This window comes from Pontibacter diazotrophicus (assembly GCF_003367245.1).
Classification (GTDB): Bacteria; Bacteroidota; Bacteroidia; order Cytophagales; family Hymenobacteraceae; genus Pontibacter; species Pontibacter diazotrophicus.
Genome location: NZ_QRGR01000010.1, coordinates 232,611 through 247,423 on the forward strand (window position 1 = coordinate 232,611; position 14,813 = coordinate 247,423).

General features: G+C 48.4%; 16 protein-coding genes. 10 read left to right on the forward strand and 6 right to left on the reverse strand.

What is annotated here, in order from left to right:
- Positions 1-109: 109 nt before the first annotated feature.
- From nadD to DXT99_RS11325, 4 genes are read right to left on the reverse strand one after another with little or no spacing between them, the layout of a single operon-like run.
- Positions 110-682, reverse strand: coding sequence for a nicotinate (nicotinamide) nucleotide adenylyltransferase (nadD, locus tag DXT99_RS11310; RefSeq protein ID WP_115565654.1), 573 nt, complete (start codon positions 680-682; stop codon positions 110-112).
- Positions 679-1,263 (reverse strand): guanylate kinase, encoded by a 585-nt coding sequence (gene gmk / locus DXT99_RS11315; protein WP_115565655.1) that lies wholly within the window; start codon positions 1,261-1,263, stop codon positions 679-681. The genes nadD and gmk overlap by 4 nt, the downstream gene beginning before the upstream one ends.
- Positions 1,264-1,269: 6 nt before the next feature.
- A complete protein-coding gene (locus tag DXT99_RS11320; protein ID WP_115565656.1) occupies positions 1,270-1,551 on the reverse strand; it encodes a zf-HC2 domain-containing protein in 282 nt (93 codons plus the stop codon).
- A gap of 15 nt (positions 1,552-1,566) precedes the next feature.
- Complete coding sequence (locus DXT99_RS11325) at positions 1,567-2,169, reverse strand: sigma-70 family RNA polymerase sigma factor (RefSeq protein ID WP_115565657.1); 603 nt, start codon at positions 2,167-2,169, stop codon at positions 1,567-1,569.
- 401 nt (positions 2,170-2,570) lie between these two features.
- Here DXT99_RS11325 and DXT99_RS11330 point away from each other — a divergent pair, with 401 nt between their 5' ends.
- From DXT99_RS11330 to DXT99_RS11345, 4 genes are all read left to right on the forward strand, one after another.
- Positions 2,571-3,332 carry a glycosyltransferase family 2 protein gene (locus tag DXT99_RS11330; RefSeq protein ID WP_115565658.1) on the forward strand — a complete coding sequence of 254 codons (762 nt, stop codon included), beginning with the start codon at positions 2,571-2,573 and terminating at the stop codon, positions 3,330-3,332.
- Between the two features lie 3 nt (positions 3,333-3,335).
- Positions 3,336-4,436 carry a glycosyltransferase family 4 protein gene (locus DXT99_RS11335; protein WP_115565659.1) on the forward strand — a complete coding sequence of 367 codons (1,101 nt, stop codon included), beginning with the start codon at positions 3,336-3,338 and terminating at the stop codon, positions 4,434-4,436.
- A 128-nt stretch (positions 4,437-4,564) separates the two neighbouring features.
- A complete protein-coding gene (locus tag DXT99_RS11340) occupies positions 4,565-7,546 on the forward strand; it encodes a two-component regulator propeller domain-containing protein (protein ID WP_115565660.1) in 2,982 nt (993 codons plus the stop codon).
- Positions 7,547-7,576: 30 nt separating this feature from the next.
- Entirely contained in the window at positions 7,577-8,314 is a 738-nt protein-coding gene (locus DXT99_RS11345) for a LytR/AlgR family response regulator transcription factor (protein ID WP_115565661.1), read from the forward strand.
- Positions 8,315-8,674: 360 nt separating this feature from the next.
- Here the strand turns inward: DXT99_RS11345 and ahcY are convergent, their stop codons facing one another.
- Together ahcY and DXT99_RS11355 are read right to left on the reverse strand one after the other, a co-directional pair.
- Positions 8,675-9,982: an adenosylhomocysteinase gene (gene ahcY / locus DXT99_RS11350; RefSeq protein ID WP_115565662.1), complete on the reverse strand. Its 1,308-nt coding sequence runs from the start codon at positions 9,980-9,982 to the stop codon at positions 8,675-8,677.
- A gap of 164 nt (positions 9,983-10,146) precedes the next feature.
- Positions 10,147-10,821 (reverse strand): DUF4397 domain-containing protein, encoded by a 675-nt coding sequence (locus DXT99_RS11355; protein ID WP_246000651.1) that lies wholly within the window; start codon positions 10,819-10,821, stop codon positions 10,147-10,149.
- 190 nt (positions 10,822-11,011) lie between these two features.
- Here DXT99_RS11355 and DXT99_RS11360 point away from each other — a divergent pair, with 190 nt between their 5' ends.
- The 6 genes from DXT99_RS11360 to DXT99_RS11380 all read left to right on the forward strand — a co-directional run.
- Entirely contained in the window at positions 11,012-12,199 is a 1,188-nt protein-coding gene (locus tag DXT99_RS11360; protein WP_115565664.1) for a THUMP-like domain-containing protein, read from the forward strand.
- 256 nt (positions 12,200-12,455) lie between these two features.
- On the forward strand, positions 12,456-12,701 hold the full coding sequence (locus tag DXT99_RS11365; RefSeq protein WP_115565665.1) for a hypothetical protein: 246 nt from the start codon (positions 12,456-12,458) through the stop codon (positions 12,699-12,701).
- Between the two features lie 44 nt (positions 12,702-12,745).
- Positions 12,746-12,916, forward strand: a complete 171-nt coding sequence (locus DXT99_RS27015) for a hypothetical protein (protein WP_181885097.1) — start codon at positions 12,746-12,748, stop codon at positions 12,914-12,916.
- A gap of 275 nt (positions 12,917-13,191) precedes the next feature.
- Positions 13,192-13,656 carry a hypothetical protein gene (locus DXT99_RS11370; RefSeq protein ID WP_115565666.1) on the forward strand — a complete coding sequence of 155 codons (465 nt, stop codon included), beginning with the start codon at positions 13,192-13,194 and terminating at the stop codon, positions 13,654-13,656.
- Between the two features lie 145 nt (positions 13,657-13,801).
- Positions 13,802-14,536, forward strand: coding sequence for an SGNH/GDSL hydrolase family protein (locus tag DXT99_RS11375; RefSeq protein WP_115565667.1), 735 nt, complete (start codon positions 13,802-13,804; stop codon positions 14,534-14,536).
- Between the two features lie 39 nt (positions 14,537-14,575).
- Positions 14,576-14,813 (forward strand): helix-turn-helix domain-containing protein (locus DXT99_RS11380; RefSeq protein ID WP_147294203.1); only part of this gene is annotated, 238 nt, incomplete at its 3' end.

The following is a 14,813-nucleotide window of genomic DNA, read 5'->3' on the forward strand; positions in this document are numbered from 1 at the left end:
CCCGCTTACCAATAGCAAGCCCCTGATAAGCAAAGCAAAAGCCCTGTATTGAGACGCTCAATACAGGGCTTTTATAGTCTTTTGTACCATGTCTTTTAATCTTGCAAAACTACTGATACAGTTTGTGCACCTGTATGTATTCCGCAACCGCTTCGGGCACCAGGTACCGGATGCTCTTTTCTTCTTTGATGCTTTTGCGAATAAACGTAGCCGAAATATCAAGAATAGGCGCTTTTACGAAGCGCACGTTTGGCATCTCGGGTAGCTCAGTGGTCACAGAACCTGACCGCGGGTACACGTATACCTGGTGATATTCCATAATGCGGTCTGCGTTCTTCCACTTCGGGAAAAGCGGCAGGTTGTCCTCCCCCATTATCAGCACGAACTCATAACTTGGATACTTTTCCTGCAGGTATGTGAGCGTGTCGATGGTATAGCTCGGCTTAGGCATACTGAACTCGATGTTTGACACCCCCAGGTTTGGGTTATCCTCTATCGCCAGGGTCACCATTTGCAGCCGGTCAAACTCGTGCAGCAGCGTATTGCTTGGTTTAAACGGGTTCTGTGGCGACACTACCAGCCACACCGTATCCAAGTCGGTGTTGGTGGCCATGAAGTTGGCAAGTATAAGGTGGCCGATGTGTATGGGGTTAAAGGAGCCAAACAGAAGCCCTACCTTCATACAATAGCAGGTTCAGCGCTCAGGAATTGATTTACCAGCTTCTCCGCTTCGGCGCAGGCCTTTTCCAGGTTATCATTCAATATTACCCTGTCAAACTGATCCTCAAAGCCCATCTCAAACTTCGCTTTGAAAATCCGGCTGCTGATGCTGGAGTCTGAGTCCGTATTCCGGGCGGTCAGCCGGTTTGCAAGTTCCTCTATAGAAGGGGGCTTTACAAAAACGGCAAGTGCGCGCTCTTTGTAAAAGTTCTTTATGCTTAAGCCACCTTTCACATCCACGTCCAGTATCACATGCTTGCCACTCTTCCAGATGCGCTCAATCTCTGATTTCAGCGTGCCGTAAAAAGCACCTTCGTATACTTCCTCCCACTCCACAAACTCATCATTGCCTATTTTCTTCTTGAAATCTTCCGGCGTAATGAAGTAGTAGTCTTTCCCGTTTTCCTCAGAGCGGCCACGCTTATCGCGGGTGCAAGCCGAGATGGAAAAGCTCAATTGCGGGTTAATATTGAGCAGGTGCTTTACAATAGTGGTTTTGCCGGCACCGGAGGGTGCCGAAAAGATGATGATCTTACCTTGCATTAGGGGTTATAACGTTTTTTGAATCTTCGCTTTGATGGAGAGTGCCAGGCTTTCCGGCACAATCACGCGCTTGAGGTGACCGCTAACGAGTCCTTTAAGGAGTTTTTGTTTCTGATGGCTTTCGAAGCAGGTAACGCAGTCTTCGATGTGGTGATTGAAATAGTGCTGATCTTCTGAAGTGGCTTCTCCGTCTATAACGAGGTCCAACAACTTTGATACTTTCTCACACTCGGTCTCTTTGCCCTCTACCGGTGCATTCTGATAAACTTCTGTAATTTTCGATTCCATCTTCACTCAAGCTCTTTAAATTTCGTTATTATTATAACCCATTGATTTGGCATATTTCTCCAACTTCTCTTTCAAAGAGTTCCGGGCGCGATGCAATCGTGAGCGGACAGTACCAATTGGTATATCCAGTATCTTGGCCATCTCCTCGTAGGTAAACCCTTCCAGGTCGCAAAGAATAATTACTGTTCTGAAATCGACAGGCAAGGCATTCAGGGCACTTGCCACCTCGTCACCGATCAGATCCTGCACACTTTCGGTGCGCATATCGGTAGTGGTTGCCACGCCACTCTCACCTTCCACGTCTTCAGAGTTGTAATAGCCTTCTACCTCGCTGTAGTCTACTTTGGCAGGCTGTTTGCTCTTTTTCCGGAACTCATTAATGAACGAGTTCTTCAGGATTCGGAACAGCCACGCTTTTGCATTAGTTCCTTGTTCGAAGTAGTCAAAAAAGCGATATGCCTTTAAATAGGTCTCCTGTACCAGGTCATTAGCGTCGTCTTCGTCTAAGGTGAGCCTGTAGGCAAAGTTGTACAGAGGGTCGAGCACGGGCAACAGTTCTGCTTCGAACCGTGCGTCCTTCTCCTCTTTACTTAGTTGTTTACCTGTTCTCTCGCTCATCTACTTGGATTTTGTACTTAAATATAATCCCCTCTCGCGTATTTATACGCAAATATAGAAATTTTAATTACATACCCCTGTTATCGCCTCAGGGTTGCAAGGCCGGGCTATAGCTATACGTGTTTTTTAGCTATAGGACATATCTAGAACGCTGCATTTATCAGGAAACATTCATACAGCATCACATCCTCAGAAAGACTTTGTCCCGCCCCGGATAATTAAATTATTATTCGATGTGCAGACAGCAGTTCGAGGCACATTGAATTCGCTTTGCTGTCAGCACAGGAACAATCTCAAAAAAAGCTCACTGAACGCCTGGGAACCTCTCATTTAAAGCAAATTCTGAATTATGACATTCTTTGTATTATTTTTACAGCTTTAAATGAAGTAAGTTTCGTTTTATGCCGGGAGTAAGCGCGATTATCATTTGTAAAAACGAGGAGCAGCAGATAGCAGGCGCTATAGAATCGCTTCTTTGGGCCGATGAGGTACTGATAGTTGACTCTTACAGCACTGACAACACCCTGGACATAGCCCGGCGGTATCCTGTGAAAATCCTGCAGCGGCCATTCGATAATTATTCGGCCCAGCGCAACTGGGCCACAGACCAAGCCAGCCAGCCGTGGGTGCTGATGCTGGATGCCGATGAAAGAATACCGGAAGACCTGCAGCAGGAGATGCAGCAGCTTTTGAGCAGCAATCCGGATCAACCCGCCTACAAGATTTTCCGCAAAAACTATTTTATGGGAAAGCGGGTGCGCTTCAGTGGCTGGCAGAACGACGGGGTGGTGCGCCTGTTCGACAAAAGCCAATGCCGCTACTCCGACAAGCAGGTGCACGAAGAACTGGTAGTGCCCGGCGAAGTGGGCAAACTAAAGCACAAAATGCTGCACTACACCTATAAAAGTCTGCCGCATTACATAGATAAATGGAACAGCTACAGCTGGTTTGCAGCCAAAGACAGGTTAAAGCGCACAAAAAAGATAACGATGTACCATCTGGCCGTAAAGCCGTTTATCTGGTTTTTCATCCAGTATATTCTGAAGCTTGGCATCCTGGACGGGAAAGTGGGTTTTACTATTTGCAGCCTGGCCGCCACCAGTGTATACATGCGGTATCTCAAGATCTGGCGGATGCAGGAAGAGAATTTTACCATAGACTAAGCTATGCGGGTACTGCATCTGGCATCTGAGAAAACCTGGCGCGGCGGTGAGCAGCAAACGGCCTACCTGATAGAAGAGCTGCAAAAGCTGTCGGTAGCGTGCCATGTTGCCTGCAGGAAAGGCTCCAGCTTTGAGCAGTACTGCCTGCAGCACCAGATCCCGCACATTGCCTTATCCTTTTCAAAAGTTTTGCCGCTCGCTACAGCCTACGGTATAAAGGAGTACACAAATAAGCACCGCATCGACATTATACACATGCACACCAGCAATGCCCATACCATGGGTGTACTGGCGCATCTGCTCGGTGCCCGGGCTACGCTTATCCTCAGCAGGCGCGTCGAATTCGAAATTGGCAGGAATGCCTTTTCGCAGTTTAAGTATAACTACAGCGGCATTAAGCGCATTCTGTGTGTATCGGCCAGGGTATGCCAGGTCATGGCTGCCAGTATTAAAGATGCCGGTAAGTGTACGGTGGTATACGATGGCATCAGCCTGGACAGGTTTGCGACGCAACCAAAAGAGAATGCTGGCTTCCTGAGGCGCCACTACAGCATCTCTCCGGACGATGCCCTTATCGGCAACATCTCCGCCATCGACAAAGACAAAGACTACTATACTTTTCTGGATACAGCCAAGGCGTTAAAAGAAGCTAACGTTAAAGCAAAATATATTGCCATAGGCAAAGGGCCGCTCGAGGACGAGATAAAAGCCTATACCAGAACACTCGGACTGGAGCAGGACGTTATTTTCACCGGCTTCATAAACAACATACCCGAGGTGCTTCCTGAACTGGACCTGCTCCTCTTTACGTCACTCAAGGAAGGCTTGGGAACAACCATTCTGGATGCCTTTGCCTGCCGGGTGCCGGTGGTAGCCACCAGCACAGGCGGCATACCGGAAATTGTGGAGAGCGGCAAAACCGGTTTTTTAACACCTGTTAAACGCCATGACCTGATGGCGGAGAAAGTTTTATGTATCTTTAACGACCCCGGTTTACGGGATCGCCTTGTGCAGCAGGCTGCTCAACGTGTGCTAATGTTCACAAAAGAGCAGACTGCCCTGAAGACACTGGCTGTTTACAAAGAAGTTTTATCACTTCACTAAAACTTTAAAACTATTTTGGGCGTTCACCTTTTGCCCGAACATCCGTAAGCAAAATTATACCCTAAACCTCTGAAATGGCGCATTCACCTGCTGTAGCCGCAACAGGGGGTAAATGACATGTGTCCCTGATGTATTTCATCCGCATTTTTATTACGCTGTTCTTTTGCCTGCTCCTGGTTACCCATACCATGTTGGCCCAACAATATAATTTCCGTAGCTGGACGCTGGAGCAGGGCTTGCCACAGTCGCAGATAACGGCTCTTCAGCAGGATCACCAGGGATATTTGTGGGTGGCGACACGCGGGGGGCTCAGCCGCTTCGATGGCATTAACTTCCGTACCTACACCAAAGAAGATGGCCTGAGCAGCCACAACATCACAAAGCTTTTCCATGACAGCCAGCAGCAACTCTGGGTGGGGACTTCAGATGCCGGGCTGGTGCTGTATAATGGCACCCGTTTTAAGCGGGTGGGCGCAGCGCAGGGGCTACAGGCAAGCCAGATAAATGATATATCCGAAGATACCCTGGGCCGCCTCTGGCTGGCCACAAACACAGGTGTCTACTACCGTACCGGGGATCGGTTCCAAAAGTACGACCTGCTGCCGGAGAACGCTTATACCACCCTCAGCCACGCAAAGGACGGCACGCTATGGGCAGGCTCCAAAGATAGCGGGCTTTATGAGGTTAAAAACAAGAAATTAACCCACTATACCTCCGAAAACAGCAAACTTCCGGGCAATGCTGTTACAGCACTTTCCACAGTTAAAAACGGCGTCATGTGGGTTGGGACTGATAAAGGGCCTGTCAGAGTAGCAAACCGTACTTTCACCAGCCCCTCCTTACCAGGCAATGTTGCTACCGCCGCCGTTACCAGCTTCGCCCACGACAACCATGGAAACCTGTGGATAGGCTTACTCCGCAGCGGATTGCTTCAGTACAAGGACAAAAAATTCATACATATTACGCGCCGCAATGGCCTCCGCACTCCCCGTATCACGGCCCTCGCAAGTGACACAGAAGGCACCATCTGGATTGGCACGAACGGATATGGCTTGCAGCAGTACAAGTCGCCTTGGTTTGTGCACTTCTTTGACTTTGAGAATATGTCGGAACCCCGGATTACAGCCATCGCCCGCGACAGCAGTGGACGCATGTGGCTGGGCACCGATGAGGGCGAAATGGGCAGCATGCACAAGCTAAACCCTAACTGGCGTTCCGAGCTACCCTGGCCGAAAGGCACAACCATCTACAGTATTTACCCTAAAAGCAGCAAAGAGACCTGGGTATGCAGCAGTAATGGCGTCTGGCTTATCAGGCCTGATACCACCCTGCACTACACCACTGCTCAGGGTCTGCCCTCCTCAGAGATTTTCCAGGGCATCTCCGACACTGCTGGCAGCATGTTCTTTGCGACAGCCACCGGGCTGGCGCATTTCCGCAACGGCACCTTTACCGCTATTCCGAACCCGGGTGGCACTGAGACAAAAGCAAATTATATTTTCCGCGACAGCAAAAACAGAATATGGGCAGGCACACAGGACGGCATCTATAATTTGAAAGACGGGAAACTGGTGTCGCCTCCGGAACTGAAGGAAACACAACTGACAGAGGTAGGATCGATTGCTGAAGACAGAAAGGGCAACTTATATTTTGCAGGTTTTAACCAGGGCATCCTGATGCTGCATGATAAGGGCACGAAGTTGTTTACAAGCACGGACGGCTTACCCAACGAGGCGATCAAAAGCTTATTTATCGATAAGAAGGATAACTTATGGGTGGGCACAAGCCGCGACATCTTAAAAATAAGCCTGAAGCAGCTGCGGCAAAACAGCAAGCTGACCTACAGAAGCTACGCCAGCCAGAATGGATTCAGAGGTCTGGAAGTATGCGAGAACGCAATGGCGCAGTCACCAGACGGCACTATTTGGTTTGGTACTACCAAAGGCTTGACACAATACCTGCCTGCCTTAGACCACCGCAATACAGAATACCCGAAGGCCATGGTGACAGATGTTATGCTTTATTCTAAGCCCACCGACTGGCAGGCCCTGGGCTATAGCACCGACAGCGCCACCGGGCTACCACAAGACCTGCGGCTTCCGCACACACAGAACTACCTATCTTTCGACTTTCATGCCATCTGCCTGTCAGGGCCTGAGCAGGTAAGGTATAAGTACCGGTTGGTTGGTTTTGATGAGCAGTGGTCGCCGCCTGTGGATAAGTCTTTTACCACCTATGCCAATCTATCGCCGGGCACCTACACGTTTGAGTTGCTGGCCCGCAACAACGACGGCGTCTGGGCGTCGGATCCTGCCATCTACACCTTCTCTATCGTGCCTCCCATCTGGCGGCGCGAGTGGTTTATTGCGGTGTTGCTGTTAGTGTTTGCGGTTACCGTACTGAGTGTTGTGCGCCTGCGCGAGCGGAGCCTGGTGCAGATGAACTCGCTGCTGGAAATGCGCGTGCACCACCGCACCCGCCTGCTGGAGCGCAAAAACCGGGAAAAAGAGATGCTGCTGCAGGAAATCCACCATCGGGTAAAAAACAACCTACAGATAGTAATCAGTATGCTCAACCTGCAGGCACGCCATGTGCGGGACCCGCAGGCAGTGGATGTGATGCAGGCTATCCGGAGCCGTGTGCGCTCGATGTCTATTCTGCATGAGCGCCTTTACCAGCATTCTGACTTAGACCGTATAGACCTGGAGGAGTATTTCGAGGAAATCTGCGAAAGCCTCTATGCCGCTTACGGAGTGAGCACAAAGCGCATTCCCCTCTCTATAGACATGCCGCAGATAAAGGTAAACATTGACTCGGCTATTACGTTGGGGTTAATCGTAAACGAACTTGTCTCCAATACGTTAAAATATGCCTTCCCGGATGGTCGGCATGGATGGCTGCGAATCGAACTCACAAAACATGACGAGATACAGTACACCTTAACGGTAAGCGACAACGGACGGGGCCTGCCAGAAGACTTCGATCCACTGATGAGCCCGTCATTCGGCCTGAAGCTGGTTACATCGCTTAGCAGAAAACTGGAGGGAAATATTAAATTTGAAAATAAAAATGGCACTCAGTCTATATTATATTTTGTTTTGGCGCCGTAATTTGCTTTTTTCACGTAGAAACCTATTGTTATGACAAAACCCAGAATACTCATTTCAGAAGATGAGGTCATTATTGCAGAGGACATTGCAGCGAGCCTGGAGGAGTTAGGTTACGAGACGTGTGCAATAGACTCAGGCGAAGACACAATTGATATGATTCGCGAGACCCAACCGGACCTCGTGCTGTTGGATATTAATCTGCGCGGAGGTGCCGACGGCGTAGATATAGGCTCACGCATCAAAGAAGAGTTTAACATTCCTTTTATATACCTCACTGCTTATGCTGACCATGCCACGGTAGACAGAGCGAAGAAAACAGAGCCGGATGGATTTCTGGTAAAGCCTTTTGATGAGAAAAGCCTGCGCTCAGCTATAGAAATAGCGCTGTATAAGCATGACAACAGCCACAAGGAAACGAACGGTGCACAGCTAAACCATAAAGAGCAGGAAATAGCCACCGATTATATCTTTGTAAAAGTGAAGCACCGCATCATTAAGGTGCACTACAGCGATATTCTATGGGTAGAAGCCTATGATAACTACTCTTTTATTGTAACGGCAGACCAGAAGTACCTCGTGAGTTCTACCCTAAAGGATATGGAGCAGAAACTGCCATCACAGAACTTTGTGCGTGTCCACCGTTCTTACATCGCCAACCTCGACAAAATTGAGGCCCTTGAGGAAAATTCGGTGGTTTTTGCCAAAGGCGATGTTCCCATCGGAAAGTCTTACAAAAAAACGCTCATGTCACGGTTTAACATTATATGACAAGACACCTACACTAAAATTTCCAAGCATATAACACATGCAACAGGGACACAAGCAGCAGTTCCGTCCTCCAAGAACTGCTGAAACGAAAGGCCTGCAAAGCCCCGGCGGGGCGATCTGTTGATAGAAAGAAATCTTTTTACGACTATAGCTCCAGAGGAGCGGCCTGTAAATGTTTTCGAACAGGCCGCTCCTCTGGAGCTAAGGGAGCTATTAGCCAATCTAGCTATTGACAGGTCGTCCCGCCGGGACTAAGGCTAAAGCAAGCTGCCTTTCCAATCACTCTCATCATACCTGAAAAACGAAAGGCCGGTACATTGCTGCACCGGCCTTTCTTCGTCTATCTACTTTTAATCAGTCTTAGTATCTGTAGTACTCCGGCTTGAATGGGCCTTCTACCTCTACACCGATATAACGCGCCTGCTCCGGACGAAGTTCATCCAACTCGGCACCGATTTTACCCAGGTGCAGACGGGCAACTTTCTCATCCAGGTGCTTCGGCAAAGTGTATACTTCGTTTTTATAAGCGTCTGTGTTTGTCCAAAGCTCAAGTTGCGCCAGTGTCTGGTTAGAGAATGAGTTAGACATCACAAAAGACGGGTGACCGGTAGCACAGCCAAGATTCACTAGGCGGCCTTCTGCCAGCACAATCACATCTTTGCCGTCGATGTTATAAAGGTCAACTTGCGGCTTAATAACGTCTTTGGTGTTACCATAGGTTTTGTTCAACCAGGCCATGTCAATCTCATTATCGAAGTGGCCAATGTTACATACAATAGCCTTATCCTTTAAAGCGCGGAACTCCTGCTCTCTGATAATGTCTTTGTTACCTGTAGCGGTTACCACAATGTCCGCCTCTTTGATAGCATTCTCCATTTTCTTTACGGCGAAGCCATCCATAGCGGCCTGCAGGGCGCAGATTGGGTCAATTTCGGTAACGATTACGCGGGCACCGGCACCTCTCAGCGAGGCAGCAGAACCTTTTCCAACGTCACCGTAACCAGCCACTACGGCTACTTTACCAGCCATCATCACGTCTGTGGCACGACGAATCGCATCTACCAAAGACTCTTTACAACCGTACTTATTGTCGAACTTAGACTTGGTTACAGAGTCATTCACGTTAATGGCAGGCATTGTCAGAGTGCCATTCTTCATACGCTCGTACAGGCGGTGTACACCTGTTGTCGTTTCTTCAGAAAGGCCTTTGATACCGGCAGACAACTCAGGGTAGTTATCCAGCACCATGTTGGTCAGGTCACCACCATCGTCCAGAATCATGTTCAGCGGCTTACGGTCATCGCCGAAGAAAAGGGTTTGCTCAATGCACCAGTCAAACTCCTCCGCTGTCATGCCTTTCCAGGCATACACAGAAATACCGGCAGCGGCAATCGCGGCAGCGGCATGGTCTTGTGTAGAAAAGATGTTGCAGGAAGACCAGGTTACCTCGGCACCCAATTCTACCAGCGTCTCTATCAGCACAGCCGTCTGAATTGTCATGTGCAGGCAACCTGCTATGCGTGCCCCTGCCAAAGGCTTGCTTGGGCCATATTCTTCGCGAATAGCCATCAGGCCTGGCATCTCGGCCTCCGCCAGTCTTATCTCCTTGCGGCCCCAATCAGCCAGCGATATATCCTTTACTTTGTACTTAAGCTGTGTATCTATCATTGTTATCTGTTATTTTCAGTATTAAAACACAAAAATACGTAATTAGTTGCGCATCATCAACTTTTGTTAGTATACAGCCTGTCTGGCAGGGTAGCCTCTAACAGAACAGGACCTGCTATATAAGCAGGCCCTGCAATTGCCATTGATTATAAACAAGTTGTTAATTAGTCATTCACTATAATCTCAGCCCCTAATTCATTTGTATTACCTGCAGGCGGTGCCAGGAATCCCTTCGCGAAAATGGTATAGATACCACTATTACTCAATTCTACATCCGGAACAGTAAGCACCACATCCATCGTACCGGCCGGGCGTACTTCTAAAGTATATGTTCCGACTGCTACAGGTGTGAAGGCGGTGGCAGACTCGAAGCTTCTGTTGCTGAACAGCACTGGCCCGCCCTGCACAGCTACATCCACTGCAGGCGCATCAGGCGACAAGTGCACAAAACGAACATGGGCCATGTTAGCTGCAGGCGCCGTCAGGTCGTCTTCTAATACCAAAGCCTCTATGTTATCGAGTGTGTTGATAGCGAAAATAGTGTAGGCAGCATTCGGATCCAGGTCCAGATTAGCTTCTATCACAGAGGTAGAGGTACCTGCCGCATTCACTTTTATGTTCTGTGTGCCTGATGGTACATTTAAATAATCTGTGTTGTTCGGGTAAGTAAGCGCGGCAGTATTTACTTTGGTATCGTTGATGAGTAGATCCACGCCCGGGGCATCAGGCGACGCATGCACCACCATTACGTTTGCATCGTTCAGTACAACATCATTGTCATCATCTTCGCAACTTACTAAGGCTACAGCAGGTAGCACAGTCAGAAGTAATAATTTCATCCACTTTTTCATAACAGTATCTTTTGTTTGTAAAATGATTTAAGAATACAACTACAACCTGCAGGCTCTAATTTTGTTTAATAAAATTAAAAAAACATTAAACAAAACGACACGTACGCCCCCCTCTCCCCTAAAAGCCTTACCTTTGCAATAAGGCACAAAACATATTGTTCCAGAGACAAGCAGCGAAATGCGCACCTTCACGCAGCAGGAAAAACAGTTTATTCAGGAGCACCAGCACGAGGAGCCTGTTAGTATTATGCTGCAGGCAAGCCGCTACCCGCACTTGCCGGTGCAGGAGTTGGTACAGCAGATACAGGCCCGCCAAAAGGCAGCCCAGAAGCTTCCTGTGTGGGTGGATCATGTGGAGGTGGTATTTCCGGTGACGGTGTCGCTGGAGCAAAGTTCCTCTCAGACAGCTGCTCAGTTTAAAGCATCACTGGTAACAGGAGCGCTTTTGGTGGATCTGACGGGCGGGTTTGGCGTGGATAGCTTTTACTTTGCCAGGCGCTTTACCAAAGTGGTTCACGTGGAACAAAACACAGAACTTCAGGAGATTGCGCAGCATAACTTTAATCTACTGCAGGCGCCAAACATCCAAAGCATCAACACCACGGCAGAAAATTTTCTGGAAGATTTCGGGGGAAAGGCTGATGTCATTTACCTGGACCCTGCCCGCCGTGGCGGCACAAACGAAAAGCTGCACCTGCTGCAAGACTGCGCTCCGGACGTGCTGCACCTGCTCCCTGTCCTTCTCGCTAAAGCAAAAGCTGTACTGCTAAAGGCTTCTCCCATGCTGGACATAGACCTGGCGATAGAGCAACTACAGCACGTTACGAAAGTGTGGGTAGTGGCCGTGCAGAACGAGGTAAAAGAGGTGCTCTATTTGCTGGAACAGGAAGCCCCCCAGCCGGACCAGGTTGAAAGAACCGCTGTGAACCTGCTAACAGCCGGTGAGGCGCAACAGCTGACGTTTACGAAAGCAAATGAAGAGGCTGCTCAAGTCTCTTATTCAGATCCCGAAGATTTTGTGTACGAGCCGAATGCCGCCATACTTAAAGCCGGTGCTTACCGCTACCTCAGCCAGCACCTCCACTTAAAAAAGCTGCACCCCAACAGCCATTTGTATACCTCTCCTACCCTTATCCCTGATTTCCCGGGGCGTAGTTTCAGGTGCATTGCTGTGAGCCGCTACAATAAAAAAGAGCTCCTGCGCCAGTTGCCGGGTAAGCAGGCCAACATCACAGTGCGGAATTTTCCGGAGTCAGTAGCCGACATACGCCGGAAGACAGGCCTGAAGGAAGGCGGCCACACCTACCTCTTCTTCACAACAGACATGCACCAGAAGCCTGTCGTACTTATCTGCCAGAAAGCATAAAATCAACTTCCCTAGCTACAAGCGCTTCCCAGACTTGTAAACTAAAGACAGTTACTTCTTACAGGGCCGTGGCTGGCACGGTGACTTTGAGGGCCATGTAAAAGCAGCTAGTCAGAGCCACTGGAAAAGCGGCAACATAAAGGGATAAGCGTGAACTTACACGGGCGCGCCTAAACAAGCATAGCAGGCATCCGTAGTATAAAGCAGAGGTTATAAAGCCCCTACATGTGATTCACAATTAAACCTATGAAAGCAAATGGAAGAAAATAAAGATAAAAAACATGAGCAGCAGGGCTTCAGCAGCAACCCTGAAAAATCTTTTGAAGCGGGAGAAAAAGGCGGCGCCAAACCAGCACCCAAGGTAACAAGCCAGGGGTCGCACAACGGCGCCGGTGGCATGGGTGAAACAAGTTCCCGCACTGAAAACCCAAACAGGCCGTCACAAGGCGAAGGCTGGCAGAGCGATAGCGCCGGTTCTGAAGATGCCGGCAAGAAAGACTAAAGCGAAAGCTAAGATGATAACGTTAAATTCTAAAATTGAAAACTATGAGCACAGATAAAGAAAATAAGAAAAACCAACCTGAACAGACAAATAAGAAAAAAGATATTTCAAATGACCTTGAGAAAGACGCTGTAGGAGAATTTGGCTCTCAGAACCCAACTCCACAGGCCCGTACTGATCAGGAGCAGGACGAAGAACAAAAAAAGAAGCAGTAAGCAGCTAAATAAGCTATTGATATGAAACAGCCACAGCATAAATGCTGTGGCTGTTTCTTTTTGAGCACATCATAGCCTACAATGAACAAGGTGCTGTCTGCTACTCCTCTTACTGCCTTGATAGCTCGCGGTATATCAAAACTATCATTTTTTTACTATCTTACTTCAGATTTCAAGCTAATCGCACTGCTTCCAAACAATATGATTAGCAAAAGAACCGTCTCCTTATAAAGAGAAACTACAAACAATCTGAAAACAAACCTATCCAAATAACGATGAAATCTAAATCTCTAATTCTAACTGTCTTTACGCTGTTTGTACTTCTTTATCCTAACTTAACGCAAGCCCAAGAAAAGCTGTCTGACGCTGAACATAAAATAAAGGTGATCAGCAAAAAATTAAACCTTGATGAGTCGGAAAGACAACAAATAAGAGGAAAAGACACCATCCTATCTGAGTTGTATTTTTCTATTGAAGATTCAGTGGAAACGGAGCGTGTTAAAAGTGAGTTAGACTATTTTCTTGCTGGAAAATGTAATGAGAAACAATTGGCCCTTGTTCTTAAGCTCGAAAGACTTAATAAAGGTGCCAGAGTTGAGCTTAATGACAACATAGATCCTGACAGCGCCATGCACTTCGACAGCGTGGAAGACTTCATGCGGTGGAAAGCAATCTTTGAGAAAGAACTTGAAGAAAACGTTAAAACGATAGTTACTAAAGACTCAAATCCAAACATATAAACAATAATACTACACGGTTTAGACCATAGACAAAAATTATAGCCATTCTAGCAAGCAATAGTCAACATCAGTAATATCTAAAATCCTTGCTTAGATTAAAAGGAAGCCGCTTTCGCTCCCTTTTATTATTTCCTACAACGTAAAGATGAGAATCCTCCCTCTCAACACCCTCCTCCTTCCCCTGCTGCTTCTGCTCGGATGCAGGGCCACCAGCACCCAAAACACTGCCACAACAGATAATTTTGTAGGCTTTAAAGATGAGAGGCTCGAGTACATGGGCCGGGTTGAGATGACAAAACCCGAGGCAGCCGAACTTTATTGGTCCGGCACTTCTGTAAAGGTCAACTTTGAGGGCACGGGCATTAAAGCACTCCTGAAAGACGAGCGAGGCGAGAACTATTACAACATCATTATAAACGGAGACAGCATCAACCTCCTGCGTTTAGATACCTCCGCGACTTACTATACCTTAGCCTCCGGTTTGCCGGACGGAAAGCACACAGTAGAGCTATTTAAGCGCACCGAGTACGACAGGGGGAAAACTTCGTTCTATGGTCTTCAGTTAGAGAATGGAACACAACTTTTACCGGCGTCTCCTCCCAAAATAAGGAAGATCGAGTTTTACGGCAACTCCATTTCAGCCGGCTACGCGGTAGACGATTACTCTGGCAACGACTCGCCTGACAGCACTCACACGAATAATTTCCTGAGCTACGCCACACTTACAGCCCGGCATTTTGATGCGGCGTATTCCTGCGTATGCAAAAGCGGCATTGGCATCATGATCAGCTGGTTTCCTTACACCATGCCTGATGTTTACGACCGCCTCAATCCAACCGACTCCACCAGCACCTGGGACTTTTCCTCTTATACCAAATAGTCTAAAGAACCTTCCATAGCTGTTTTCTGTTTTTTTTGTATGGGAAGAGCAGTTAAGACAGACATCAGAGAAAGCGCAGGGGATTTGCTGAGGCGTGGCAGAAAAGAGTCTCACCCGCTGGCGCAGGCAAGGCTGCGGGCCTTCTACCTCTACAGGAGCGGGCAGGCAGTGGAGTACGGGCAGATAGCCAGAGAAGTGGGCTACGAGCGGCACGCGGTCGGGCAGTGGTTCCGGTGCTACAGGGAAAAGGGGCTGGAGGCCTGCCTGCGCGTGGACC

Bases quoted from the DNA above. Each gene is read 5' to 3' on its own strand.
- nadD (WP_115565654.1), bottom strand. From the start codon at position 682: ATGAAGGTAGGGCTTCTGTTTGGCTCCTTTAACCCCATACACATCGGC.
- gmk (WP_115565655.1), bottom strand. From the start codon at position 1,263: ATGCAAGGTAAGATCATCATCTTTTCGGCACCCTCCGGTGCCGGCAAA.
- DXT99_RS11320 (WP_115565656.1), bottom strand. From the start codon at position 1,551: ATGGAATCGAAAATTACAGAAGTTTATCAGAATGCACCGGTAGAGGGC.
- DXT99_RS11325 (WP_115565657.1), bottom strand. From the start codon at position 2,169: ATGAGCGAGAGAACAGGTAAACAACTAAGTAAAGAGGAGAAGGACGCA.
- DXT99_RS11330 (WP_115565658.1), top strand. From the start codon at position 2,571: ATGCCGGGAGTAAGCGCGATTATCATTTGTAAAAACGAGGAGCAGCAG.
- DXT99_RS11335 (WP_115565659.1), top strand. From the start codon at position 3,336: ATGCGGGTACTGCATCTGGCATCTGAGAAAACCTGGCGCGGCGGTGAG.
- DXT99_RS11340 (WP_115565660.1), top strand. From the start codon at position 4,565: ATGTATTTCATCCGCATTTTTATTACGCTGTTCTTTTGCCTGCTCCTG.
- DXT99_RS11345 (WP_115565661.1), top strand. From the start codon at position 7,577: ATGACAAAACCCAGAATACTCATTTCAGAAGATGAGGTCATTATTGCA.
- ahcY (WP_115565662.1), bottom strand. From the start codon at position 9,982: ATGATAGATACACAGCTTAAGTACAAAGTAAAGGATATATCGCTGGCT.
- DXT99_RS11355 (WP_246000651.1), bottom strand. From the start codon at position 10,821: ATGAAATTATTACTTCTGACTGTGCTACCTGCTGTAGCCTTAGTAAGT.
- DXT99_RS11360 (WP_115565664.1), top strand. From the start codon at position 11,012: ATGCGCACCTTCACGCAGCAGGAAAAACAGTTTATTCAGGAGCACCAG.
- DXT99_RS11365 (WP_115565665.1), top strand. From the start codon at position 12,456: ATGGAAGAAAATAAAGATAAAAAACATGAGCAGCAGGGCTTCAGCAGC.
- DXT99_RS27015 (WP_181885097.1), top strand. From the start codon at position 12,746: ATGAGCACAGATAAAGAAAATAAGAAAAACCAACCTGAACAGACAAAT.
- DXT99_RS11370 (WP_115565666.1), top strand. From the start codon at position 13,192: ATGAAATCTAAATCTCTAATTCTAACTGTCTTTACGCTGTTTGTACTT.
- DXT99_RS11375 (WP_115565667.1), top strand. From the start codon at position 13,802: ATGAGAATCCTCCCTCTCAACACCCTCCTCCTTCCCCTGCTGCTTCTG.